The sequence below is a fragment of the Kocuria turfanensis genome (assembly GCF_001580365.1).
Taxonomy (GTDB): domain Bacteria; phylum Actinomycetota; class Actinomycetes; order Actinomycetales; family Micrococcaceae; genus Kocuria; species Kocuria turfanensis.
Genome location: NZ_CP014480.1, coordinates 2,500,675 through 2,526,961, shown reverse-complemented (window position 1 = coordinate 2,526,961; position 26,287 = coordinate 2,500,675). Strand labels below are relative to the sequence as shown.

The window sequence follows — 26,287 nt, the reverse complement described above, 5'->3', positions numbered from 1 at the left end:
TTTGAGGACGGCAATGCCCACCCGACAGACCAGTAACATTTGGCCAATTCCCATTTTCACGGTCTTTGCTCCGGTCCCAGATCCAGGCGCATCCAGGCCAGGTCCCGCGACTCGGCGTCCTTGCCGATGACCTGCAGGAACTCCTCCTGGCGCGGCTGGCCCAGTGCCATGCGGTAGAGGCCCAGGGCACGGAGCAGGTTCTTGTGCTTGATCCGCTCGGCGCTCAGCGGCGCCTGCGGGACATAACGCTCGATCTTCGCCCCGCTCTCGGTCTGGCAGACCCAGTACGGGTAGATCTCGCTCTCCCCGTCCGGCCGCGCCCGCTCCCCTGCGGCGAAGAGGGCGTCCCATGGGCTGGCCGCAGCATCGTCGTCGAGCACCGCGGCCGAGAACTCCTTCGCCACGTTCTTGCGCACCGCGTGCCCTTTGTACCGGTGCACGCGTCCCTCGCGCTGCTCCATGTCGACGGGGTTGTTGGGCAGGTTCCAGTGGACGACGGCGTGGCAATACCGGTGGAAGTCCAGCCCCTCCTGGCCGATGCTCGTGGAGGCCAGCACGAACGGCCAGAACGGTGAGTTGAAGCCGTTGCGGAGGCTGGTGTCCGCACGGACGCCCTGATCGCTCTCCACGCGACCGAAGCGGGCGGCTGCATCGGCTCGCAGGCGGCGGCGCTCGACCCGGTGGGAGTCCCCATCCGGGACGATCTCATCGAAGGAGATCGAGCCACCGCTCTGAGCGGCGTCAACCAGGGCCTCCGTCAGCGCCTGGAGCCGGTCGATGGGAGCGACGCTGCCGATCCGGGAGGCCTCGTCGAGGACGTGGAAGTACTCGTCGAGCACCGCCTGGAGATTGCCCTCGAGGCAGACCGCCAGCACATTGCGCCACTGCGGCGCCGATTCGCCGGCCCAGCCGCGCAGCATTGGCGCCACGGTACGGGAGTCCAGCAGGGTGCGCAGGCCCAGGGCGATGCGCACCGACCGCCAGACCGCGTCCGCCCGGACGCACTCTGGCACCGCTGCGCACAGCGCCCGTTCGGCGACCGTGGCCGGCGCGGCGAGCGCGAGATCGGTCAGCACCTCGGCCAGGTCGTCCGGACGAGGACCGAGCTCCGCCAGGAAGGCTTCGTCGATCTCCTTGGCCCGGGCGAGGTGCAGGGCGAGCGCGGAGGCCTTGCCGCCATCGCGCTCGTCGTCGGCGTGGTTGGCCCACTTGATCGAGTCGAGCGCGACCTTGAAGACTTCCGGGGAGCGCGCCTTTTCGAGGAACAGCGGCGCCGCCCAGTACCACTGCTCGCTCCCCCGGCCCTCGGCGTGCCCGGAGGGCAGGTCGGCCAGCAGGTTCCCGACCTTGGCCCGCACCACGGCGCGGACGTCGTCCAGCGACGCCTGTGTTGTACCGAGCTCCCGGGCGGCGGCCACGGGGTCACCGGCGGCGCCGAGCACCGTGAGGGGCAGGACGAGGGGCAGCAGCGGCATGCTGGCGAGGCGGCCGTCCGGGGACTTCCGCCAGCGCAGCAGGTAGCTGTGCCGGTCGGAGTAGGCGTGGGTGTCCTCCGGCCGGTGGTGCTTCCGCTCAACGTGGTAGCTGGTCATCGCCGCGATGGACTTCGGGGCGACGTTCCAGGCCGAGAAGATCAGCCGCTTGGTGAGCCCCGTCGTCGTCGCGCGGAAGAAGGGGCTGGTCTCCGGCACGGTGTAGTACGGCAGGGAGGCGGGGATCCAGGGGACGTCTGCGAAGCCGTAGTCGTCCAGGTCGGAGAGCAACCACCGCAACCGGCCGTTGGCGGGATCGACCAGGGCGTAGCGCTCGATCTCCTCGCCGCGCAGTTGCTGCGCGCCGGCGACGGCACGTCCCGCGAAGCCGGAGTCGTCCTTCTCCACGTGATCAAGGGTCTTCTGTTTGAGGTCGTACCCGTCCATGAACTGCAGGACGTAGGGCGCCACCCGCCAGTACTCCAGGACGTCGCGGTAGCTGCCCACCTCTCGGGCGACCTCGTGCAGCCGGCACAGGGCCCGCACGTCGTCGGCCGTGGGCCGGGCCGGCGGCAGCGTCTTCTCGACAAGCATTCCGTCGCGGTCCGGGGTGGCGGCCAGACGCTCGGTGCGGCACATGACCGCGCGGAGCAGCTCGGTGACGTGCGCGGCGGCCGCGGTACCGTCCTCGACGTCGTCGGCCAGGGCGGCGTCGCGCATCCTCCGGAGCCCGGTCTGCAGCTCGGCGACCGAGCCGACGAGGGCGGACCCGTCCTCGTCCCGCTCTCCCGCGAGCGCGTCCCTCGACGCCCCGGTGAGGAAGCGGTAGGTCTTGAGGAAGTCGCCGTAGTGGTCGTCGCCCACACCCTCCTCCGGGACGGAGTACATGCTGTAGGGCGTGGCGGAGAGCAGCACCACGCGGGCGCCCTCGTGGCTGAACACGGCGTCGGCGAGTTCGGACATCTCGGTGTCCTCGTGCAGGAGGCTCTTGAAGCGCTGGAACTCGTCGAGGATCACCAGATCCGGCTGGAGGGCGTCGACCGAGGCCTGCGCGACCAGCCGACGCAGCTCCCCGATCAGGCGGTAGCGGCGGTGGGAGAGCGGCCAGTCCGGATTGCCGGTCACCGAAACGAACTCGGCGGCGGCCTCCTCGAGCCGGTGGCACAGCTCCGGGTCCTGGAGAACGGCGAGCCGGAAGCGCTCAAGAATCTCGGCGTCGATGGTGTCTGGGTCGAAGCCGGCCACCTCGGCCACGTAGTTCTGCGGTCGTTTCGTGCCGCAGAAGAAGGCCAACCACTCCGGCCGCCGCACCACGTGCTCACCGAGAACCTGGGCGAGCATGTGCTGGACCAGCACCCGTTCTTCGCTGCGTCCGCCGGACTGGCTGATGTTGAAGGACGTTCCCGGGGTGAGGCTGAGCAGGTTGACCTTGTTCGCGGCGAGATTGCGCACCTGCGTGGGGAGCATGGTCAGCCGGTCCACCTTGGAGATGCCGTAGTCGGCGACATCCAGGGTCTGGATGTTCTGGGCGGCGATCTGCTGGCTGGAGCAGATGTAGACGATGTCGATCCGGTCGACCTCCGCAGATTCCCAGAGGTGATCGATGGCCTTGGCGATGAGGCCGCGGGCGATGAGCGTCTTGCCGAGCCCGACCTCGTCGGCGACGAGGAAGCGGCGGCTGGAGTCCTCGTCCTCCCACAGCCGGCGGTGGGCGTACTCGACGGTGCGGCGTTGGAAGTCCTTGAGCCCGTTCAGTTCCCGCTCCACGTCGGGACGGCGCGGTGCTGCGCTCATGGGGTGGTCACCGCCTCGCGGACCACGGTGACGAGCTCCTCCAGCCCGTCGGGGAGCAGGTGCAGGGCCTCGACGGCCCTGAGCTCGCCGACGAGCCGGTCGATGCGGCCGAGGGCGTCGGCGTCACCGTGCACCGCGGCGCGCATGAGGGGCTCGAACAGGACCACGTCGGCGCTGTGCCCGGTGCTGCCCGCCCCGAAGAACGCGGCCGCGCCCGTGGTGCCGCCGAAGCGCAGGGCCTGGGACAGCGTGACGTCGCCGAGCAGGAACGCCAGGTAGCGCAGCACGTCCTCCGGGGTCTTCAGCAGCTCGGCGAGCACGCGCGCGGAGCGGTCCTCCGGAGCACCGTGCAGGTCCGCGACCAGCACGGCGGAGCGTTCGACGACGCCGCCGCCCACCGACGTGTGACTGCGCACGCAGAGCAACGGCGTGATCCGCGAGGCGTCGACGCGGGACCACGTCAGCGCCTCGCCCAGCATCCGCTCGTGGGCGGGCAGGGACAGCAGTCGGACGGTCGTCGTGACGCCGTCGGGTTCCCCGACCGGGCGGCCGAAGGAGGCTTCCAGGGTGTACGTGCCGTCGGCTTCCTCGACGGCGTCGAGGCGCAGCCCGGCACCGGCAAGCGCGGCGTGGAAGCGCTCGAGCTCCCGCTCGGCCTGCTGCCGGGCGATCGCGGCCTCGTCCGGCGGCTTCGGGTCGTACGGCTGGCAGACCGCGGACAGGCCGAGGTTGCCGTGGGTTCCAGACCAGATGTCGTCGATGAGCCCTTTACGGCCCGTCAGCCGGACGCCGAACTCCGCATTGCGGCCGAAGCCACCGCGGGTGGCGTTGGCCGAGCCGACGTACAGGGTAGTGCTATGGCCTCGCTCCACGAGGTAGATCTTGGCGTGCAGACCAGCCAGCCGGCCGGCCGACTTCGACCCCACGCTGCCCTCAACGTCTTCGTCCTCGGTGCCGTCCAGGTCAGCCGAGGGGTCCAGGACGAAGGTCTCGACCCGCTCCGCCAGGTCGCCGAGGGCGTCGAGGGCGTCGAGACTCTCGGCGCGGGAGAGCAGCCGGACCGTCCCGCACCGGTCGACGAGGTCCGCGAGCGAGGTGTCGAGGAACGGGGAGATCACCAGCGCCCGGGTGGCGCGGTCCTGGGCGTGGACGCCGCCGGTCACGTCCTCCCACAGGGACCGGGTGTGCACGGAGCGCTCACCCGTGCGGGTGACCCACGCGGCGTCCTTGAACCCGGCGGGCGCTGCGAAGGAAACTCCGCTCAGCGACGCATTGAGGTCGGCGAGCTCCTCCGTCCGCTCAGCGCTCAGTCCGGGAGCCACGGCCCAGGAGGCGGTCGTTGCCAGGTAGTCGGCCAGCTCTCGGCCGGGCATCAGGTTCTCCCGCGGGTCGTCGGACTCGTCCAGAACCAGGATGGTGTCCCAGGAGTTGTCGAAGGTCAGGTTGCGGCTGAGCACGAGCACCCGATGGGCCAGCTTGCCCTCGGCGTCGCGGAAGCGCAGCACCCACACCTTGGGATGGAACACGCCCCCGGTCCCGGGCACGGCGACCTGGACGAGGGTGCCCTCCAGATAGGTCAGCATCGGCCGGTACCTGGCCGGCACCGCGATGCCGCCCGCCTGCACGAGCACGGTCAACCGGTCCGCGTAGCGGCGCACCGACTCCAGCAGCGCCACAGGATCGACTCCCTGATCCGGCTCCCCAGCGCTTTCCTCGCTCCCCCGCTGGTCGATCGCAGCGAAGGTCAGCGGCACCAGCAACAGGGCCACGAGGTCCAGGGAGTAGGTCGTGGTGACGGCGCGGTCCAGCTCCATCCCCGGCGGTGGTTCGAGCGCGTCGGTGAGCAGCTTCCGGTCCTCCGGCCCCAGGCTCATACGACGGTCTCCACTCGGGCACCGGTGTGGATGTCGGCGATGATCCGCCGGACGATCGGCCAGTTGTACTGCAGCTGTCCCAGCGCCGAAGCGCCGCTCCAGGCGTTGAGCGCGCTCGGGTTCACGAGCCGGGCGCGCGGGCCCTTGAGGGAGCGCTCGCGGTGGGCGATGAGTTCGCGGGCGGCGACGTCGTCGACAATCCCGGACCCGGAGGCGACGAGCCCGTGCCAGCGGTCCACGAACGTGCACGTCGGGCGGCTGATGCGGGCGCCGGTCCCGGCGAGCAGCTGCCAGAAGATGTCCGGGCTCCAGTTCCGCAGACCGTCGGGACCGTCGACGGTGGCGCGCCACTCGAGGAGGTCCGCACGGTACCTCTCGGTGCGCTCTGCGTCCTCGGAGGCCTCGGCGAGCTGGAGGTTGTAGAGCAGCGCGGCCCCGCGGTTGAGTACGGAGAACGCCCGGCCGTGCTCGACCCACCTGGCCATCGCGGCCGGGAAGTCGCCGGCTCGCGGGTGCTCCCACACGAAGCGCTCAGCGGTCTCGACATCGACCTCCTCGCGCAGGAACCATGCGTAGAGGCTCTCCGGGTGCGAGGTCATGATCCGCCCGCGCAGGTAGTCGGCCTCGGCGGGAGTGAGGGCGAAACTCGCTTCCTGCGGCCAGTCCCGCGGGCGGAGAAGGAGTGCGTGGGGGTCGAGGCCGGGACGGAGCAACGTCGGGCCGTGCTCACCATCGGCCTCACGCGGCGCCCGGCGGGTCTCGACGGTGAAAGCCACGCCATCCCGCAGCAGTCCGGCGATCGAGGCACGGCTCGTGGAGATGCCGTAGCTGCGCAGCGCCGCCCAGTACATGGCCGAGGGCATGCGCCGCAGATCGGCCCTTGCTTGGCCGCCGATCAGCCCCTGCCGGTCGTCACTCTCTGCCAGCACGTCGATGAGCCGTACCTCCCCGCGGCGCAGCTCGGCGACGGCCGCGTCGGCGTCCTTGGCCGCCATGGCGTCGGCGACAAGCCACGGGATAAACAGCAAATACCGGGCCCGGGTGTGCAGGACCGAGGAGCCGGGGAACAACTGGTGGGTGATCGCGTCGCGGATGCTGCCGACGCCGAGCTCGTCCACAGTGGTCCTGTCCCGGAACGCGTCGAGGACGGCCATGGCCTGGTCGCGCTGGTGGGAGTCGGTGTCGAGCCAGGAGAGGAAAGACGTCACCGTGCAAGCTCTTCTCGATGGATCCGGCGGAAGATGTCGTCGGCCAGAGGCACGCAGTGGTAGCGCCCCATCATCGACGTCCCCTTGCGGAGCAGACCCATCGCGGTGGTACGGGCCGCATCCCGCACCAGAGGATGGTAGACGGCGAATTCCAGGAAAGCGGCCTCCGCTCGGATGGTTTGCACTTGGCCCACGGTCCGGTATTCGACCAGCTCGACGTTCAATGTGGAGGGCAGTCGTAGTCCGGGAGCGACATTGAGGAAGCCGTCAAGAAAGACTCGACCGTTCTCCGTCGTCTCACCGATGACGAGGGTCTCGACATTGTTGACGGTGATCGCCGCGACGCGCTGCCACGTGGAAGTGCGGCCGGTGCTGGGCATGGCGCTGACGTACCAGAACGTCTTCTCGGTGGACTCCGGCGCCGGAAGCACGTGCCGGACGTAGGCGGCGAGGATGTCGAGCAGCACGTCGTAGTACGGGCGCAGCGCCAGCGCCGTGAAGTTCTTCCCAGAGCGGTCACGGCCGTCGGCTTGGGTGCACCGGCCACTGACATCGATGTCCGGGGTGACGCCATCCAACCACCGTTCCTGCTCGGCCCTGGTGACGTGAACGTCCACAGCCGCGTCACCCATCGGCAGCCCGACCAGGGCGGAATTGCGCAACCTCACGCCGGCGCGTTCCTTCGCCTGTATGACCCGGCGTTCTGTTTCGTTGAGTTCCTCCACCGGGACGGGGGCGAAGTCGAGCGCCACAACGGGGTGGGACCAGGACCGCACATGAGTGCGGAATCTGGCGAGTACGTCCTGCGCCTGTCCGACGTACTCGTAACCGCCGGCGAAGTGCAGGACATAGATTCCGCACCGCGAGGAGCCTGCAGAGAACGCATTGCTCACGGCGGAGAGCGAGTCGACGTCACGGACGTCCACCCGAATCATCTCCAGCCGTTCCGTCGACTGCGTCATCGCTCGTTGTCCTGCCGTGGGGACACCGTCAGACTCCCTCGAAGAAGTCCTCGTCGACGTCGACGATCTCGTAGGTCTGCTTCACCTGGACGCCGACCTTGTACTTCAGCATCAGCTTCACCAGCCGGGCGCCGTCGATGAGGATGGGCCGGGAGGGCACCATCCCGGCGTACTCCTTCGCGCCCTGCGTGAAGGCGCTCGTGGTGATGAAGATGCCCTTCGACGCACCGCGGCCGTGCAGTGCACCGACGAAGGCCTGGATGGCCTCGCGGCCCACGGTGTTGCCCTCGGCGTACCGTTTGGCCTGGACGTAGATCTGGTCGAGACCCAGCGGGTCCTGGTCGATCACGCCGTCCACACCACCGTCGCCGCTGCCACCGATGCGCTGACCACGGGCCTCGGCACCTCCGTACCCCATCCTCAGCAGGACACGGACGACGGCTTCCTCGAAGAAGTCGGGATGGCTCTCGCGCAACCTTGTCAGCAGTTCCTCTCCGACTTCCACGTGGAGCTGTTCGATGCCCTGGTCGATCTTCTCCAGCGGATCGAGGGCCTCCACGTCCGGCGCGACCGCGGTGTCGGGGTTCTTGGTGGAATCGGTCCGCCAGTACGGCGAGAAGAACGTATGGGCGGTGCTGTAGTTCATACCCTCCGGATGCTCTGCAAGCCATGCGCGTCCGGCGTCGTTGATGGCGTAGTGCGCCCGTCTGGGCCGGTCGATCAGGCCAGCGCGGGAGAGGTGGCTGAGGGTCCAGCCCATGCGTTGGACATAGCGCAATCCGCCGCTGTTCAGCCGTTCGGCCCGCGCTGCGTCACCGAGATGTGCAACCTCGGCGGCACGGTCGATGAGTTCCCTGCGGTGATAGGTTTGACCGCTGCTGAGGACTTCCAGCACAGGCTTCAGGAACTCAGGCCAGGTGGGGACCCCACTCGATAACGAATCGCTGTCGATATCCATTGAAAAAATTCCTTTCACAAAAGCACTACCCACTCCGAGCTTGCAACAGAACCATTCCGGTTTCGAGTGTTTCAGCCATTTGGGCTCGTTCGTAGCGCAATGCCGTGGCAGGAGTCGCTACCGCCGCTCTGCCGTAAGCACTACATGGCTCAGCGGTGGATGATGCGTTTGCGCGCCAGTATCCGTCCCGTTCCAGCCCGGTCGGTCATCCGCTCGGCGACCGTCCGCAGGGAAAGCGCGGGCGGCAACATCTCGAAGAATTTCAGCTGCCGGACCGCCTTCTCGTCGGTCTCGGGAACAGCCTCGGCGAGTTCCGGACCGAACTTCGCCTGAGCCGCTCGAAGCGCCGCGAACGCCGAGCCGCCGGTCGCATCGCCGCGCAGGGCGATCTGGAAGTTGTCGAAAGCGGTGGTGGTCTCGAACAGCTCGGGGGCCACATCGGAGAGCGCTGCGACCAGCACCGCGTTGGCCCTCGCCCCTGCCCAGGTCCACCAGCGCACCCTGCTGTCGTCCTGCCCTGTGACCACGGACCCCGAACCGTCCACCCGGTGGGCGTAGTCCTCACGGAGGTCAGCGATCCTGTCCTGGGCCCGCTTGGTCAGTCGCACTCCGGCCGGCTCGGCACCCAGCAGGACCCGGCGCACAGCGTCCGAGAGAGCGTAGGAGATGGGTTGCGGCATGCTCATCCAGCGGACGGCGCCGCCACTCTCAGAGGGCTCGACGAAGGCCTTGCGCCGCTTCCAGTCGATGTACGTCACTCGCCAGGGTCTTCCGCCGAGGGTGATCAGCCGTGGCCCTTCGACTTTGCGCTGCAACAGCATCGGGTCCACGGCACCGACCTCCTGCCGGCCGTGCAGGACGATGATCTGCGGGTCGGCCGTGAACACCGCCATGAGGTCCCGGTAATGGATCTTGCCGTAGCGTCGCTCAGCCTCGGGTCCGACGAAAAGCATGCCGCCGTCCTCGTCGAGATGTCCTTGCTGCAGGAGCCAGTCCTGGATCTCGGCCCACTCCACCGGTGAGGCCAGGCCGAGTGCGCCGAACCACTCGGGCCAGACGTTCCGGCCGACGTGGCGCTCCTGCAGGACGAGACCGAGCAGCTGCTGGGCAGCGACGTGGCGCGGCGAGGGCGGAGGCACGACCGGCTCGACGTAGCCCTCGGACCAGAGCAACAGCAACCCGCAGGCGCGCAGGAATTCGGCGTCATTGGTGCCCAGGAAGAGCATGTTCCGCGACGTCCCCGAGCGCCGGCCCGTGCGGCCGAGCCGCTGCAGCAGAGAAGCAACCGTGCCCGGAGCGCCCACCTGAATGACTCGGTCGAGGTCGCCCACATCGATGCCCAGCTCCAGCGTCGAGGTGGCCACGATGACGCAGTCCCGACCCTCGGCGAAGGCCGCCTCGGCCCGGCGTCGAGCGTCGACCGACAGCGACGAATGGGAGACGTGGGTTTCGACGTCCCGGTGGTGCAGGCTCAGGGCCAGGTCCTCCACGACCCGCCGTGAGTCGGCGAACACGAGTCGCTTCTCCCCGCGGTGGAGGAGGGAGATGACCGTCGCGGCGTTGTCGGTGCTCCCGACGAAATCGTGTTCCATGTCCGGGACCACGGCCGAGGAAGTCTCCGGAGCAACGACCGTGGCCGGCCGGTCGGCTGCCCCGCCCTGGAGCCAGTGGAGCAGGTCCGGAGCATTGCCCACGGTCGCGGACAGGCCCACCCGCTGGAGCGGGTGCCCCGCCAGCCTGCTGATGCGCTCCAGGACGCCGAGCAGGTGCCAGCCGCGGTCGTCACCGGCGAAGGCGTGCACCTCGTCGACGACGACGGCACGCACGTCGGCGAACAGCCGCCGGGGGTCACTGCTCGTGGAGACGAGCATGGATTCCAGCGACTCCGGCGTGGTCAGCAGGATGTCCGGACGGTGCAGGGCCTGACGGCGCCGGGCGGATGCGCCGACATCCCCGTGACGGACGGCGGCCGTCCGGCCGAGCCAGGCGGTGTAGGCGGCGATCCGCGGCTCGAGGTTGTTGAGCAGCGCCCGCAAGGGGCAGACGTAGAGCACCGAGGTCCCTTGCCACTGCTCCTCGGACATCCGGGAGAGCAACGGGAAGACGGCGGCCTCGGTCTTCCCGCCGGCCGTCGGGGCCAGCAGCAGGGCGTCGTCGCCGCGCAGCAACGGCTCCACGGCCTCGTCCTGGAGCGGTCGCAGTGCCGGCCAGCCCAGGGTGTTGACGATGTGGTGCTGGACCGCCGGGCTGAGCAGGTCGAATCCGCTGGAGGCCATCAGAGGTCGAGGCTGATGTCGTCAGCGGTCCGCGCACTGGCGTTCCGCTCCACGTCCGTCATGTCGTCGCGGGAGAGCGTCAGGGAGTAGTGCTGCCGGGGATCGAAGTCCGGGAACTGATCGACGCGGTCGAGCACATCCCCCACGAGCTTCTTGAGGAACAGTCTCGGGGCGATGCCGACCCGGCCGCCGAGCCCGCCCGCGACCGCGGCGGAGAGCTCCGCCAGGTAGGCGTCGTCGACGACGGAACAGATCCGGTCGGCACCGGACGATCCCGCCGCGTAGAGGTCACGCACCCGGCCGCCGACCTCCACCAGCGAGTCCTGGCTGAAGCCGGGCAGGCGGATCTGCACTGCCCGCGGGTTGTCGAAGCGCGCATCGGTGGTGAAGTCCGTGGCCAGCCGCTGCGCCAGCGGTGGGAGGCGAGGCACGCCCGAGGGTCCCTCGAAGAACGCGGGCGTGCCGGTGAGCACGAGGTACAGGCCGGGGAACCGCCCGGCGTCGATCTCGTCCATGAGCTGGCGCAGGGCGTTGAGCGCCTTGTCGCGGACGTCGGAGCGCATGCGCTGCAGGGTCTCGACCTCGTCCAGCACGACCAGGAGTCCCGGGTGGCCGGCGTCCCGCAGGACGAGAAGCAGTCCCTGGAGAAACGCCATGGCCCCGAAGTGGTCGAGGTCCCCCTTCACCCCGGCGGCACGCTTGGCGGCCGCAGCAACGTGCGGCTGCCCACCGAGCCAAGCGGCCAGCCCGTCGGCCACGGCCGCCTCTCCGGAGGCAACCGCCGCCCGGTATCCGCGCAGAGCCTGGGCGAAGGCCGGGGTCTTGGCGCTCACGGAGGCCAGGCGCTCGTCGAGCAGCTTGGTCACGGCCGTTTCCAGTGCGGCGGCATCGGAGGGGTCCAGCGCGGCGTCCGCGGCCAGGGCGTCGTCCTCCAGGGTGAACAGCCACGAGTCCAGCACGGAGCGGAAGGCGGACGGCGGGACGGAGGCGGTGCGCAGCGATTCGGTGATCCGCCGGTAGACGGTCTCGAGCTTGTGCAGCGGCGTCTCGGTCTCCGAGATCTGTACCTCGGCGGCCGCGAACCCCCGGCGCAGGGCCGACTCCGAGAGGTGCCGGGCGAAGAAGGTCTTGCCCGTCCCGTACTCACCGCGCACGGCCTTCACGACGGACCCGCCGCCGGCGACGGCGTCGAGCTCCTCGCTCAGCGCGCTCTGGAAGCGGTCCAGGCCCACGGCGAGCTGGTCGAGCCCGTTGGCGGGCACGGTGCCACGGCGCAGGGCGTCGATGATCTCCTGCCGACGACGGGGCGAGACGGTGCTCATACGGCGACTCCGAACTGCTGGGTGAGGAGCGGGGCGTCCAGCACGAGCATGCCACCGTCCATGCGCACCACGCGGTAGCCCTCGACATTGAGCAGCTTCTGCACCTGTCCCACCGCGAACTGCACCCGCTGCTGGGGAATCCGCAGGAGGGAGGCCACCGCCGGGGCCGCGATCCGATGTCCGTCGGCGCCCAGCAGGGCATCGATCAGAGCCGCGACCACGGCGTCGGACAGGCTCACCCGCCCTGAGATCTTCCGCTGGTCGGCGTAGCGCTCGGTCGCCACCACCGCCTGACCCGCAGGCTGCGGCGTAGGTTGCTCGAACAGGTCGAACTCTCCCTGTCCGGCCCTGTTCTCCTCCGGCTCAGGAGCTGTCGGAGGAGTCCCCGCCCGGGCGAGGTTCCACCAGACCGGTTCCTGGGACGGAGCGCCCGTCCAGTCGGCGACGCGGACCTCCTCACCGGTGACGGTGGCGGTCGGGGTCAGCACGACCAGCGGGACGACCACCTCGGCCGGTGAGCCGCCGCCGTGGTACCCGGCCTTGAGGGTCGAGTACCGCAGGTCCTCATCGACGGCCAGCACCGCGGTGCCGTCGTGCGAGAGCACGCGCGACCCGCTGACGAAGATCTCGCCCTCTCCGGCCGGCTCCTCGGGCGCCCTGGAGCGGGCGCTCGAGATCCCGGTGGCCGGGAGCTTGGTCCCCGCTCGCCGCTCGACGACGTGCCCGTGGTCGGCGGTGAGGATCACCGTCCGCCCGGCGGCATGGGCCGCGGCGAGCAGCGGGCGGAGGTGCTTGACGAGCTCCTCGTTCCACACCGTCCCGGCGGGGTCGCTGCGGTCGAGGGCGTCGTCGATGGTGTTGAGCACGCATCCGACGAGGCGGTGCCGGGACACGTCGGCAATGGTGTCCGCGACGTCGGCGGCGAGCTGGAAGCCGGCGCGGCGGGTGTCCAGCACAGCCTTGTGGAACAACCTTCCGGAGCTGTGGCCGGCTGCGCGGGCCATCTCGGCAAAGCCAAATCGTTCCTCGGACTGGCCACCGGTGACCGGGCGGCCACAGAAGAAGGACGTCCGGCTGTGTTCGGTGAGGCTGGGCAGCACGGCGAGCGCGGAGGCACGGCGGGTGGTGCCGACCGGGACGAGTTCCGTCCACTGCGCTCCGCCCTGCAGGACGCTGTCCAGTACCTGGGTCGCCGCTCCGGTGCTCATGCCGTCGAGCAGCAGCACGAGAGTGGGTTCTTCGCGGGTGATCGGGGCGATCACCTCGTGGGCCAGCTCCTCGATCCGCCAGACCCTGCCGTCGCCCTGCGCGGATCCGCGCAGGGGGCGGCCCGTGGCGGTGCCCTCGTCCGCCAGGGCGCGGGCGAACTCCCGGTCGTGGCCGCGGCGCAGCTCCAGCGCCCGACCGACGACCGCTTCGAGCCCCACTGCCAGGTCCGGAGCGTCCACGCCGCGGGCGGCGGTGTTGACGGCGGCATCCACCCAGGCGTCGTCGGCGCTCTGGCGGCGGGTGAGCGAGACCAGATCGGGGGATTCGCCCGCCTCGGTCAGGTGGGCGATCCAGCGCGTGATCCGCACTCCCGCGTGGGCGGGAGCTCTCCTGGGATCCGGGCGGCCTCCGGTACCCTGCGCCAGAGGGTGCTTGTCGACCGTCTGCCAGGCGGACTCCACGTCGTGGGTGCCGTTCGCGAGCGCCCGGCCGAGCGCTTCGTAGGCGGTGTCGAGCGATGAGGGCAGGAGGCCGGAGCGCCGGGCGACCGTCGGTGCGGAGACCTCGGTGAGCATCCGGTCGGTGCGGTCGAGAATGCGCTCGCCGGTCTCCCGGGTGGCGGTGCGCTCCAGGAGCTCCTGGACCGTGACCTCGCACAGTGTGCCGAGCCCCTCGGCCTCCTCGGAACGGAGATCCAGTCCGCTCCAGAGCCGCTCGGTGAGCCGCACGGCGGCCGTCTGCGCCTCGTCGCGCAGGGCGGTCGACGCGCGGCGGAGCAGGTGGAGGGCGAGGCCGGCGGGGAGGACCTCGCCGAGCCGTCCGCGCTGGAGCAGGTGCAGGACCGGGCGGCGCGCGGGACCGGCCTGGTCCGCCAGCCAGCCGAGAACCGCATCGGTCAGGGCGTCGCCCGTCTGCGCACGCAGCGTGGAGACGGCCGCCACCGACTCGGGCCGCGTGGTCCACTGGAGGATGCCCGGCGCGTCGGCTCCCAGGGGCAGGCCGAGGTACTTCACGGCCACCGAGGCGAACACGTGCTCCCTCGTGAGCACTCCGCCCGGCGCCGTGGGCCAGCCGTCGTCGGGCGTGATGGCGACGAGCTGGGACGGCAGGTCGGACTGCCTGCCCTCGGCGAGCAGCGCCCGTTGGAGGGTGCGGGCCCCGAACACCTGCATCGCCGCTTCCCAAGGATCCGGAGTCAGGAGCCGGTGGTCGACCAAGCGCGCAAGGGTCCCGGGTCCGAGGTCGTCCTCGGGCCGGTCGGTGAGGACGACCAGCCACCCGATCCCGTCCCAGCGGTGCAGGGCGTCCCAGACCGCCAGGGTGGACGGGCAGGCTTCCACCTGGATCCGGTGGCCGGCCGGTGAGGGGCGGGCCACCGTGACATTCGGGTCGGGGACCGCGCGGATGCCGAGGACACCGCCGTTCCGGTGACGGCCGGCGGCCTCGACCCTGGCGACGACGGCGGCCACGGCAGCGCCCGTCACGGCGGGAGCCGCGAGCACGTCAGCCGCCATCGACGAACCTCCAGCGCAGCTCGACCCTGCGACCCTCCGCGTGGCGCTGATCGAGCTCCTGCTGCAGCTGCTGCAGGGAGCCGTTGCCCCACGTGATGGTTCGCGTGTGCCAGGCGACGTCAGGAAGATCGCCCGGCGGCTGCTCCGGCGGATCAGCACGGACCGGGCCCCAGCTCTGCATGGCCCAGTCCCAGGCCGCCTTCTTCGCCACCGCGAGCGCTCCGACCAGTGACTGCTCGTACTCGTGGGCGGTCAGTGCCGTGCCGAGGGCGTCGAGGACCTTCGCAGCAGCCTCACCGCGCTCGGTCGAGTCGTCCCGGGCCCGCAGAAGGGCCTCGATCGGCTCCCACTCGACGGTCCGGAGGGCCTGCGCCACCGCTGCGGCCTTGTCGAGAGAGACCGAAGCCATCGCGTCGGTTCCGGGCAGGTCGGTGGCGGCGAGGTGCCGGACCAGAGGCACCCCGGACAGCTCCCGCAGGGTCCGCACAAGCGTAGCCGCGGCCCGTGCCATGTCGAGCCGGGCTCCCTGGCGTAGGCCGAGCTTCCCGTAGGCCTGCTCCAGCGCGGTGACGAGGTCCTGCGCCGGGGCGGCGAGCGCGGCGGCCTTGTCCGTGACGTGCTGGCTCAGGCGGTTGACCGCCGAGGCGGTGAGGTACGGCTGGTCGCCCACGCCGAAGAGCTTCGAGGCCCGGTTCCGGGCACGGTCCCACTCCTCCGGCTCCGGCATCTCCTGCGGACGGAGCTCCCAGGTCCCTTGGATCTTCCCGGGGACCGCCTGCTCCTTCATCGGCACGTTGTAGGCGAACCAGGCCCGTTGACGGAGCGCCGCCCACGCGATGATCACCGTGTCGGCGACCTCGTCGCGCAGTCCGCGCGCCGGTTCGGCGCGCTCGAGGATGCCGCGCAGTTGCTGGACGGTCACGGGCTCGTTCTCCTGCAGGCCCTGCTCCACCATGCCGCGGGCGATGAGCCGCGGCCAGTCGCCGAAGCGGTCCTCGCCGAAGAGGAAGTGGGTCTCCGTCGCCTGGCCCACATTCAGCGCATTGGCGATCCGGCGGACCGCGACGTGATCGCCTTCCAGCGGCACCCGGTGGTCAGGGTGTGCCACGGCTCGCTCGACATGGCGCAGGACGTGCTGCAGCTGCGGCACCCGGACCTCATGATCCGCCGGCTCGAACTCCGGGTGTCCCGGGTAGCTGGCGTCGAAGGCGTCGGCGACCAGCCGCTCGAAGGCGACCTTCATCGGCCGGTCGGTGGCCAGTTCGGGGGTGAACCCGCGGTCGAGGGACCAGAGCACCTGGTTCGCCGCCCCTTCCTGGAGGGTCCCGGCCTGGGCGGTGATCACGCCATAGGCCTGGGCGACAGCCTTGTGCAGGGTGTCGTGCAGGGTCCGGCGCTGGCCGTGGAGGATCTCCTTGGCCACGCTGCGGTCGGTCTCGCTGAGGTGCTGGGAGTACTGGTTCCACCGATCCCCGCTGCCGGTGAGCAACCAGTCCAGGACGACGAGACGGCGGAGCTCCTTGAGCTTCTCCTGGGAGAGGAACCGCGGCAGCCACAGCACGGTCTGGCTGGCGACATTGCGGGCCAGGAGGCTGTCGATCCGTTCGACGTCCTCCCGGTAGGAGTGGCCTTCCTCGTCGAAAGGGTGGTCGATGACGAAGCGCCAAGTGCCCGCCGTGGCACGCAGCCGATCCTCGGGCAGGTCGCCGGCGTCGCGGACGTTGCCGAAGACGATCTCGATCTCGCGGCGGGACCCTCGCCACACGACCGTGTGCCGGTGGGCGCCGGTCATGTCGGTGTCCTCGCCGAGGTTCAGTTCGAGGTTCTCCTGGAGGAGCCGGCGGAGCATGTTGCGCTGGCGGCCGGCGTTGTCCTCGACCCGGGCCTTCTCCACGATCGACTCGTAGTCGACGTCGGAGAGCTGGACGCGGACCACGGGGTCCTGGTGGTCGTCGTCCACGTGGATCTCGGGCACGCGGCTGGCCCAGGTGCGCACCTTGGCACCGACGACCCGGGCCTCGCCACCGGGCAGGGGCGAGACGATCGAGCCGTGGTTGAGCGAGGCCAGGCGGGTGGTGGTGAGCCGGCTGAGCGCGGGCACCTTCGTGGCGACGGCGGACAGCAGCAGCGTCTTGGCCAGCCGCTCGTCCGCCAGGTAGGCCGGTGGCAGGCTGCTGCGGTCCTCCAGGTCCTGCGGGGAGAGGTTGTTGGTCTCCAGCAGGACCGGCCGCAACTTCTCCTCGTAGAGCTGGGCGGCGGACCGGAAGAGGGCCGCGGCCTGGGGATCGAGCACGGCGTTGCTCTTGCCGGTGACAATGTGGTCGAAGGCGTCGCCGACGGGGATCACCTCGTCGATGGTCATGGTGTCCTGACGCTCCACGAGCATCTGCTGCATGACCTTCAGCGCCGTGCGGTCGCGTTGCATGACCCCCGACAGGGAGCGCAGCGTGGAGACCAGGGCCGGGGAGAACGGGTAGGTCATCCGGAACGACTTCTCGTCGGCCCCGCGGTGCTGCTCGTCGGTGTTCACGCCGTCGAGCAGCACCGTCCAGACGTCGGGCGTGCGGTCGAGGCGCTCGAAGGCGGCCTCCACGGCGGCGCGGGCGGCGTCGTCCTTGGGCTGAAGCAGGCGCTTGCTGGCGACGTAGGGCAGGTTGTCGTCGCCCAGCGTGATGGTCGCGAACCGGCCTTCCTGGTGCCGGAAGGCCTGGTCCAGGGCCGCCTGCTGGCTGCCGCTGGCCCCGGAGTCGGCGAACCACTGGCTCAGATCCATCTGGCGGGCGATGAAGGAGATCAGCGGGACCGGGAGGCGGCCGTAGGCGCCCTCCACGAGCTTGGTGATCTTCTGCGACTCCCGCCGGAAGAAGTCGGGCGTGTGCATGGCGAAGGCCAGCCACAGGACGAGCTCGTCCAGGAACAGGACGACCGCGTCGTAGCCGAGGCCCTTCGCGTGCTCGGACATCGCCCGCAGTCCCTCGTCCAGGTCCACGTAGGTGCCCTGGCGCGTGTAGGACCGGAAGTAGGCGTCGGTGAGTGCGGTCACCAGCTCCTGGCGTTCCGTGCTGTGCGGTCCGGCCGCCCGTGCGGCGTCGTACCGGGCGCGGTCCCAGCCGTCCCCGCCGAGCACCATGCCCCACTCGTCGTCCGCCGGAGCGTCGCCGCCGAGCCCGGCGAAGAACGCCGCGTCGCCCATGGACGCGCGCAGCCCTTCCGCGTCGCGCAGGAGGTCGTCGGTCCGGTAGAACGCCGGCAGCGGAGCTTTCGGGTGCAGCGCGCGGACCTGCTCGACGTACCCGTCGAACAGTGCCTCCTCCATGGACGAGGCGTCGAGGAAGTGGAAGGCCAGCGGGAGGATGTTCTTCTCCCGCAGGGCGTCGTCGTGGCGGACGACGACGCCCTGCAGCTCCTCGATGGCCCGCGCCTCCGGGCGGTGCCGCAGCAGGGCGTGGAGCACGGCCATGAAGTGGGACTTACCGGAGCCGAAGGACCCGGCCAGGAAGGCGCCGCGGTTCTTCCGCTCCCGGATCCCGCTGGACACCAGATCCAGCGCCTGGTCGAAGGCGTCCGCCAGCGCGGGTGTGACCACGTAGTCGTGGATCGCCTGGGCGGCGCCGTCGTCGTCGACCGTGCTGGTGAGGCGCAGGACGTAGTCCTCCGCCCCGGCGCGGCGGGGGATGTCGAAGACGTCCTTGAGGAGGGGGGAGGTCACGCGTTGATCCTTCCATCCGGATCCGTCGGGAACAGAGTGCACAGTGCGGCGGTCATGAGGCCTTCTTCCGGCCACGGGTCGCCTTCGGCGGACGCCAGGCGACGAGGTCGTCCAGTGCGACGGCGAGCCGCGCCCGCCGCTGCTCGACCTCCTGCGCCGCGAAGTCGCCGAGGCTCACTCCGTAGGCGGGGTCGAGCTCCGCGTGCCACTGCTGCACCCACGGCAGGAGCTCGTGCAGCCCGGCCAGCACAGGGACGAGCCGGTCGTCCTCGGCGCCGTCGGCAATCATCCGGTCCATGTGCGAGGCCAGGGCGAGGAACTGCTCGGCGTGGTTCCAGCCCGCCCAGCCCAGCAGCATCGAGCGGTCGGTGGACAGCTCCGCCCCGGGGTAAGAGATGAAGCGTTCCTTGGGGACGTCCAGCTTCCCGCGGTGGGACCAGTAGGACTGCTTGCGGAAGTCGGCGGTGGTGTACTTGGGCGGCACGGGAATCTGCCCGACCTTCTCGCCCTTGTCCTCACGCCGCTGGAGGTCCCAGGTAGCCTTCCACGCCTCCCACTTGCGCAGGGCCGGTTCCTTCAGCCGCCACGCAGCGAGGTACGGCACCGCCTCGTCGGTGAGCAGTTTGGTCAGGGTGGCCACGAGGTCGACGTCGCGCTGTCCCGCCCACAGCTCGAGGACGGACACGAAGTCCTCGTCACGACCCAGTGCATCGGCCAGTTGACCGATGCTGCGCACCGACGGACGCCCCTGCCGGTCGAACCAGTGCCCCCGGGCCTCGATCCGGTCGAGGAGCCAGCCGCGCAGAGCTAATCTCTCGCGCTTTTCCCAAGTCTCAGCTGACCATGGCCGCTTGAAATCGGGGCTTTCCAACCAGCGAACCAGGGGATTCGAATTAATGACATCAAGTCGACGATTGACAACATGCCCGTACTCCTCTGAGTCGCCCCGGTCAAGTCGATCCACTTCGGCGAACTCAGTGAACCATCGGGTGACGTACCCATGATCCCGAACTCGATGACGCAGTGCTTCTTCAAAAGGTCTACCACCCACACGGACGCATTGGGCGCAGCCATAATAGTTCAGGTCTTCGTCAATCAGACCAAAAGCCCTGTAATAGAACCAATCCAACTCCTCCTGAAGGAAAACCATCCGCCCACGAATTTCCCTTTCGCACTCCCGCGCCCTGTCCATGAGAGCACGGGAAGGCACGCCTGCACGAGCCACAGCTTCCGGAGAGTGCTTTGCCAACTCGGCCGCGCAAGCATCGAGCTTCCTTGGCATTTCGATGTCGAGCCGACCAGGCAGAGGGAGCCCTCGAAGCACCGTCCCGGTGAATTCATAGAAGTCTCGCCACTTTTCGTCTTTTGAACTACCACCCCCTGGCCCGCCCTTATTGTGGCTGTTCTGCTTGAGCCAGAAGCAGGCCACTGACGAGTTGAGGACGCCGAGCAGCGCCAGGTGCTCCTCCTCCGTCGCCCCCTCGGGCAGCTTGATCACCGGAGCGGACTGCTTGAAGACCTTCCCGCCCCGATCGAGCACGAAGTGATTGTGCGTCGCCACAAACGCGAACGTCAGAGTCAGCTTCGAAGCCCCGATGTCCTTCGGCAGTTGGTGCCATTCATAGAACGGCCGGCCCTCTGCAAAGTACGTTTGTTTTGAGAATGTCGCCCGATTGCCCAGCTCAGTCCTCACCCGCCACAAGTGCCGACCCCAGCCAGGGAACTCGTCGATGCGACGGAGCGCATGGTTCTCGGTGTACGGAAACCATGTGGGGTAAGTCTCGGTGACGGAAAAGTCCCGCACCTTGTCGCCGACAACCAGAGCCGACACCGCAGACGTTTCCCGGCCGGTGCGTTCGGCCACCCCATCTTCAAGCATCATGGCGTCATCGGCGCCCATGATCCCGAAGACACCGATCCGATACGTGATGTCCCCGAGGTTTGAGTGCCGAGCCACTTCGATTCGCCCAGCGACTGCGGGAGCCGATCCTCCGGTCAAACTCCAGGGATGCGCAGCCAACACTTGTCGCTCGAGGTCGACGACCGAGACCCATTCGTCCTCGTAGCCTGGCTCGTGGACGTGGCCGGAGATGGATGACCACACCAGCCCGCGGGAAGCATCGGCGGGACGGCCGGGTTCGCCTCGAATGCCCAGCACCGCGCGGACAGTTCCGGACTGAGGCTGGTCGTTGCGCCCCACCAGGATGACGGTAGGGGTGCCATGCCCCGGAATGTAGGCTCCCGACGTGTCGATGACCGACCGGAGGTCGAGCTGGGACAGGAAGTCCTCGATGATCTTCGACCCGAACTCCCGCTTCATAAAGGAGTTCGAGGTGATCTGCCCGGTCCAGCCCGCGGGCTGGTGCGATGAGCTGCGCTTGGCGAGCTCGAAGAACCGTTCCATGAAGGGCACGGTCATGGCGTACTTGCCCTTGCACGTGCGGTACAGCTCCCGGTACCGCTCGTTCAGTGTCTTGTCCTTGACCGTGATGTACGGCGGGTTTCCCACGACCACGTCGTACTGTCCCGGCGCCAGGATCTCCTTGAGCGCCTGCTGGTCCTCCGTGGCGTAGGCGAAGAGGTCGGCACCAGTGCCGTCCGAGAAGCCTTCGAGCATATCCGGGGCCTTGCCGTGGATCAGCGAGTCTCCGGTCTCCACATGGATGTCGAACGCATCGGCGGTGTCCAGAGAGCGCTCGCCGCAGGCCTGCATCGCCGCGATGGTGAGGCGGAACCGTGCCACGGCCACGGCGAAGGCATTGATGTCCACGCCGTAGACCGACTCCAGGGCCTTCTGCACGCGCTCCCGCGCGCCCATGCTCGGCGCCTTCTGCGCCCACAGGTCGTTGAACCGGGTGAAGGCACCCAGCAGGAAGTGCCCCGATCCGCACGTGGGGTCGATGAGCTTGAAGCCCTCCAGCGGGCGCTCCTCGAGTGCCGGCGTCAGGGTCTGGTCGAGGATGAACTCCTCGACGAACTCCGGGGTCTGGAGCAGCGCGAACGTCTCCCGGGCGTGCTCGGAGAGGTCCTGGTACAGGTCCCCCAGGAACCGGGTGGACAGCTCCGGATCGGCCAGGTCGTGGACGACCGCACCGTCGTCGTCGAGCCGGCGCCAGAACTCGATGATGCGCGTCGCCATCTGCCCGGAGGGGCTGATCAGGCGCAACCCGGCGTGGTCGTCGACCAACCCGGCCGTCGCGGGGTGGCTGCGCAAGTGCTCGAAGGCGTCCTCGATCCACTCGCGGTCAGTCAGCACGGGGCGCTCGCGGAAGAAGGCCAGCTGGGCCTCAACGGCGTGGTGCCGCCGCTCTCCGGGCCCGGTGAACCAGGTGGGGGCCACCAGCTCATTGTCCTCGGCGAAGCGGACGAAGACCGTGGTCAGCACCCAGGAGACCGCCGCCTGGACGATGCGGTCGTCCCGCCAGGTCGTCCAGGCCATGGCGGTGCGCCGGGCACGCATCGCCTGCCGGTGCTCCTCGTGCCAGTCCCTGCTGCGGTCGGGATCCGCCTCCAGCCGGGCACGGAGGTCGTCCTCGACCTCCAGGACCAGCTTCTGCAGGTCGGTGGTCAGCTGGGGAGTGGCGGTCATGCGTGGGCTCCTCGGGGATCGCCGGGCTCGAGCAACGCTGCCGCCCGGGGGTCGATCCACACGGAATCGACGGGAATGAACTGCTGGGGGGAGGTCTGCACGGACTCGCCGTCGACCATGCCGCCGACATGGGACGCGAACTGCGGCACGAGCACCCACACCGCGCGTTCCCTGCGCTCGGTCAGGTCGCTGAGCCGGCGCAGGACCGCGCCGTGGCCGTAGCGGACCAGCGGCGAGGTCTCGGTGAGGACGACCGGCCCCGGGCGGTCGGCGTCGTTCATGGCCTCGTGCAACCGGTCGATCACCGCGGGGATAGCCCGGTCCACCACGACCTGCAGGCCCTTGCGCGGCCGGGCAGTCTCCGGCTGGGCATCGGCCGCCACGAGGGACGTCCAGGGCGGGACCCTGCCCTCGTCGGCCATTCGGTGCAGTTCGTCCAGGAGCAGGCTGGTGACGTCCAGGACCTGGCCGCCGAACTGCTCCTGCAGGATCTGCTGGAGCTTGTCCATGCGGTCCGGGCGGGTGCCGAGCACGAGGTAGGAGCGGCGGTCGATGCTGTCCTTGAGCCGCTGCGTCAGCGCACCGGCGCTGAGGTCCTCCGCGGTGTCCGCCACATAGGTGGGCACCTGGGTGTAGAGGCCTGTCGTGTCACCGCGCACCGTCGGGCTCACATAGGCCTTGCGCGTCTCGTCGAAGATCAGCTCCACGCCGGCGTCCCGGAGCACGGAGTCCAGGCCCGGGCGGTTCGGCAGGGATCCGAACGACGGGAAGCGTGTCCGGACGCGGTCGTGGATCTCCTTAAGAGTGTGCAGTTCCCGGACCCCGATCCCGCCGAGCACGAGCGCCACGGCGCGGTGGGCGGGCAGGTCGCGAGAGTACAGCTCGCCGATGCTGGTGGCCGCCGCTGCCGCCGACAGCTGCGCGGCCAGGCGCACGGGGCGGAGCCCGTCCCACAGCACCGGGGGGTCGTCGTCCTGCCGGTGCCTCTGTAGCCCCTCCAGGACGCGCTCCGCCGGGACGAGATCGTCCTCGGCGGCCAGGCGGCGGACGAGGGCGTCGGCTTCGGCGCCGAGGGAGTCCGCCCGGTCCAGCAGCCGGGTGTCGCGGGCAATCGCCAGGACGCGCTTCTCACGGCGCCTGATCTCCAGGGGGTGGGCATCCTGTTCACCACGCAGCTGGGCGCGGCGCCGATCGACGACAATCCGCAGCAGGCCGTGTGCGAGCCGGCGGGCCTCGGCCGGCTTCTCGGGTCCCGCCACGGAGGCATTCCGGATGGCGTCGGCCAGCTCCTCCGGCGTGGCGACCTGGCCGAGTTCGTCGAGGCGGGCGTCGACCACGCGCTCCAGCGCCCGCAGCAGCCGCAGGCTGTCGTCGTGCTTCGCCCAGGTGTCCTGGAGACGGTCGAGGAGCAGGCTGGTCCCCGCCGCGGTGATGGGCTTGGCCATGGACCCGCCGAGCTCAGCCTGCGTCGCGAAGGCGTCGAGAGAGCCTGTCCGGCCGAGGATCAGGTCGACGGCCTCGACGCCGCTCGTGGTGCGGGTGCTGGTGAGCACCGCGCGGAGCAGGTCCGCAGCGTGCGTGAGAGTCGGGAGCCCGGACCGGTCCGTGTCCAGGGCGACCTGCTCGCCGAAGCGGCGCCGCCAGGCGTTCGCACGGCCCTTGACCTCCCGGCGGGTCGGCTCGGCCACGCCCGACAGGTGGTTCAGCCGGACGGCGTCGACCGCCAGCAGGTCTCCCACGGTCGTCACGCGGAAGGGTTCGAGGGCCGAGAGCCCCCGGGCGGAGAGCCCGGCCTCCGTGAGGGGCGTGTCCAGCTCTGCCCGTTCGGCGAGCTCGTCGGCGTCCTCCGGGGCCGTGGTGGCCTGGCCGGTGAACACCCGCTGCCACGCCGTCCGCATGTCCTGGACGGTGTCGAAACGGTCCGCGATGTCGCGGGCCAGCGCGCGGCGGAAGAACTCGCCGAGCGGTTGCTCCACCGACGGGTCGAGCTCGCCGGGCCGGATGGTGACGTCGTCGTCCACCACGGTAGGCGCAGCGTACGGGTCGTCCCCGTAGTAGGGCGTCCGACCGGTCGCCATCTCGAAGAGGACGACGGCGGCGGCGTAGCGCTCCGCCGCGGAGTCGAACTGCGGGCGGTCCTTCCCCAGGAACGGGTCCAGGTACGGTGCGGTGCCGATCTCCAGATTGCCGGGGTCGGCCCGGGAGGCGGAGAAGTCGAAAAGCACGAGGTGCTTGGACTTGTTGCTGTCGGCGCGCACCCCGAGGTTGGAGGGCTTGATGTCGCGGTGGACGATGCCGGCCTTGTCGAGGAGTTCGACGGCCTGGAGCAGGTCGTTGCCGAAGCGTTCGGTGAGGTCCAGGGACAGACGGCCCCGGCGCTCGCGGAGCAGCTCGGTGAGGGTCTGGGGCCCGGCGGACTCCAGGAGGAGGGCCTGGCGGCCGTCGACGTCGATCGGTCCTTCTACACGGGCGACCAGGCGCGGGGAGCGCGGCAGGTCGGCCATGACCTTGGCCTCGTCCTCCAGGCGGGCGGCCGCCTTGTCGTCGAGCGCCAGCTTGAGCACACGGACCACCGGCTCCTCGCCGGACCGGTCCTCGACTTGCATGCCGACGGCGGTCGAGCCCTTGCCCAGGCGCCGCTGCACGACGAACCGGCCGCCGGCCAGGACGGTGCCCGCGGTGGCCTCCAGCGGATCATCCACGACGGTCTCGCCGACGTCCGGGCGTTCCAGCTGGTCCAGGAAGTCCCGGATGGTTTGCGTGCGGTCACTGGGCCGGGGGCGGGTGGCGTTGCGAACGGCATCCCGGATGTTGGAGCCGAGCTGTGGCACCAGGGCCGCGGCGTCCAGGCCGCCCTGCTCGCGGAGCTTCTCGGCCAGGTCGAGAGGGCTCTCGGCCGGGGGCCGGCCGGTGAGGACGTAGAAGGCGAGCGCCCCGAGGGAGAACACGTCCAGTCCCATGCGGTCGGTGGACGGTCCGATCCAGCGGCCTTCCGGTGCGCGGTACACGTCGGCCCGCGAGCCATCGTCGTCCGTTCCACCGAACACGGTGGCCTCGGATCGGACGAGGCTGGTCACGCCAGTCTCCGCGGCGTCGGCCGAGGCCGAGCCGGCGGTCTGCCAGTCGCTGAGCTTCACCGCGAGCCTATTCCGCTCGCGCTTGACCCACACCGCCTGCGGCCAGAGACCGCGGTGCACCACGGCGTTGCGGTGGGCGTAGTCGAGGGTCTCGGCCGTGTGCCGGATGATCTCGAGTTGGTCCTCGAGCGTCGCGCCGTTGGTCTGGTCGGCCATCCAGAGGTCCAGCCGCTGATAGTCCTCGTCGTAGTCGTAGACGAGGCCCACGCCCATGTCGGTCTCGAGCAGGTCCACCGGACGCATGAGGCCGTCGTGGGAGAGCCTGCTCATGAGGCGGAACTCGTGCTCGGCCAGCTGGCGCCGGCGGCGGACTTCCTCCTTGGATGCTCCCTCGGGAGTGAGGTGAATGCGAATGCGCGCCTGTCGGTCTTGGACGGCGGAGTGGCTCGCGGCGAGGTCGAGCCAGTCGGGCCCTTGGCCGAGCACCTCGCTGGCGTGCAGGGTCCACGAGCCGTACTGCCGCTCGCGTCGCTGCACGCCCACGCGCTCGATCAGCTTCGCCAAGATGTCTTCCTGGTCCCGGCTGAGCGAGATGCCGTTGTGCGGCTCTTCCAGGATGAGACTGGAGATTCCGCGAAGCCCGGAGACATTCTCGGTGGCGTCGAGGCCCCACAGGCCCTGCTTCGAATCGTCGCTCAGGTCGACGCGGACGCGTGGGTGATGAAGGAACACGTCCGCCTTCACGTACGGGACGACCTGCCGCATGAGCGCTCGGTGGTCGACACCGTTCTTGACCGCCCAATCAGCGAACTCATCCTTGAGCCGGGAGGCGAAGACCCGGGCCTTCTTCTGCGCCAGCATGAGAGGAGAATCTTCGGAGCGACTCCGGTCGCCGTTGTCGCGGCGCCACCGGGTGTCCGTGCCGGTAATGGTCCCGCTGTAGTACTTCAGCTCGACGATGTGCAGGGTGTTGCGCGTGAGGATCATGGCGTCGACCTCGTGCCAGCGACCCTGGGAGTCGCGGAACTCGAAGTTGCTCCATGCGCGGTAGGGCGTCTCATCCGGGAGCCGCTCCCGGAGGTACGCCAGGCCTTCGGCCTCGTGCGGGAACTCAGACGGGCTGACTTCGATCCACCTCTCGTCAGCCAACGTCGTTCCTCCTTGCTGCCCAGTGTCGCTATGGTGCAGTCACGCTAACAGCACCATGAAATTGCAACCGCCATGATGACGGCACATCTCCCCACCTTATGGGCTCCAATCCGTCGGCGACCGCCATACGGCCTGCAGACGCATGTGAGTTACGAGTGCACGTCCTCCGATTGC

General features: G+C 69.6%; 11 protein-coding genes. All 11 read right to left on the bottom strand.

What is annotated here, in order from left to right; genetic code table 11:
• Positions 1-56: 56 nt before the first annotated feature.
• Positions 57-3,266, bottom strand: coding sequence for a C-terminal helicase domain-containing protein (locus AYX06_RS11630; RefSeq protein WP_147017802.1), 3,210 nt, complete (start codon positions 3,264-3,266; stop codon positions 57-59).
• Positions 3,263-5,140 carry a phospholipase D family protein gene (locus AYX06_RS11625; protein ID WP_062735902.1) on the bottom strand — a complete coding sequence of 626 codons (1,878 nt, stop codon included), beginning with the start codon at positions 5,138-5,140 and terminating at the stop codon, positions 3,263-3,265. Before AYX06_RS11625 ends, AYX06_RS11630 begins: the two co-directional genes overlap by 4 nt.
• On the bottom strand, positions 5,137-6,348 hold the full coding sequence (locus AYX06_RS11620) for a DUF6361 family protein (RefSeq protein WP_062735901.1): 1,212 nt from the start codon (positions 6,346-6,348) through the stop codon (positions 5,137-5,139). The genes AYX06_RS11625 and AYX06_RS11620 overlap by 4 nt, the downstream gene beginning before the upstream one ends.
• Positions 6,345-7,310: a GIY-YIG nuclease family protein gene (locus AYX06_RS11615; protein WP_062735900.1), complete on the bottom strand. Its 966-nt coding sequence runs from the start codon at positions 7,308-7,310 to the stop codon at positions 6,345-6,347. The genes AYX06_RS11620 and AYX06_RS11615 overlap by 4 nt, the downstream gene beginning before the upstream one ends.
• A 28-nt stretch (positions 7,311-7,338) precedes the next feature.
• Positions 7,339-8,268, bottom strand: a complete 930-nt coding sequence (locus tag AYX06_RS11610) for a restriction endonuclease (RefSeq protein ID WP_062735899.1) — start codon at positions 8,266-8,268, stop codon at positions 7,339-7,341.
• Between the two features lie 149 nt (positions 8,269-8,417).
• Entirely contained in the window at positions 8,418-10,544 is a 2,127-nt protein-coding gene (locus AYX06_RS11605) for a DEAD/DEAH box helicase (RefSeq protein ID WP_062735898.1), read from the bottom strand.
• The gene (gene brxD / locus AYX06_RS11600) at positions 10,544-11,866 is read right to left on the bottom strand and encodes a BREX system ATP-binding protein BrxD (protein WP_062735897.1); all 1,323 of its coding nucleotides are present in this window, start codon (positions 11,864-11,866) and stop codon (positions 10,544-10,546) included. Before brxD ends, AYX06_RS11605 begins: the two co-directional genes overlap by 1 nt.
• Positions 11,863-14,589, bottom strand: a complete 2,727-nt coding sequence (pglZ, locus tag AYX06_RS11595; RefSeq protein ID WP_062735896.1) for a BREX-2 system phosphatase PglZ — start codon at positions 14,587-14,589, stop codon at positions 11,863-11,865. The genes brxD and pglZ overlap by 4 nt, the downstream gene beginning before the upstream one ends.
• Entirely contained in the window at positions 14,579-18,298 is a 3,720-nt protein-coding gene (locus tag AYX06_RS11590) for a DUF6079 family protein (RefSeq protein WP_062735895.1), read from the bottom strand. The genes pglZ and AYX06_RS11590 overlap by 11 nt, the downstream gene beginning before the upstream one ends.
• Positions 18,299-18,350: 52 nt before the next feature.
• Complete coding sequence (pglX, locus tag AYX06_RS11585; protein WP_062735894.1) at positions 18,351-21,887, bottom strand: BREX-2 system adenine-specific DNA-methyltransferase PglX; 3,537 nt, start codon at positions 21,885-21,887, stop codon at positions 18,351-18,353.
• Entirely contained in the window at positions 21,884-26,113 is a 4,230-nt protein-coding gene (pglW, locus tag AYX06_RS11580; RefSeq protein ID WP_062735893.1) for a BREX system serine/threonine kinase PglW, read from the bottom strand. The genes pglX and pglW overlap by 4 nt, the downstream gene beginning before the upstream one ends.
• Between the last annotated feature and the right edge of the window lie 174 nt (positions 26,114-26,287).

Coding starts and splice junctions, on each gene's coding strand:
- brxD (WP_062735897.1), bottom strand. CDS start 11,866: ATGAGCACCGTCTCGCCCCGTCGTCGGCAGGAGATCATCGACGCCCTG.
- AYX06_RS11625 (WP_062735902.1), bottom strand. CDS start 5,140: ATGAGCCTGGGGCCGGAGGACCGGAAGCTGCTCACCGACGCGCTCGAA.
- AYX06_RS11615 (WP_062735900.1), bottom strand. CDS start 7,310: ATGACGCAGTCGACGGAACGGCTGGAGATGATTCGGGTGGACGTCCGT.
- AYX06_RS11630 (WP_147017802.1), bottom strand. CDS start 3,266: ATGAGCGCAGCACCGCGCCGTCCCGACGTGGAGCGGGAACTGAACGGG.
- AYX06_RS11610 (WP_062735899.1), bottom strand. CDS start 8,268: ATGGATATCGACAGCGATTCGTTATCGAGTGGGGTCCCCACCTGGCCT.
- pglX (WP_062735894.1), bottom strand. CDS start 21,887: ATGACCGCCACTCCCCAGCTGACCACCGACCTGCAGAAGCTGGTCCTG.
- AYX06_RS11605 (WP_062735898.1), bottom strand. CDS start 10,544: ATGGCCTCCAGCGGATTCGACCTGCTCAGCCCGGCGGTCCAGCACCAC.
- pglZ (WP_062735896.1), bottom strand. CDS start 14,589: ATGGCGGCTGACGTGCTCGCGGCTCCCGCCGTGACGGGCGCTGCCGTG.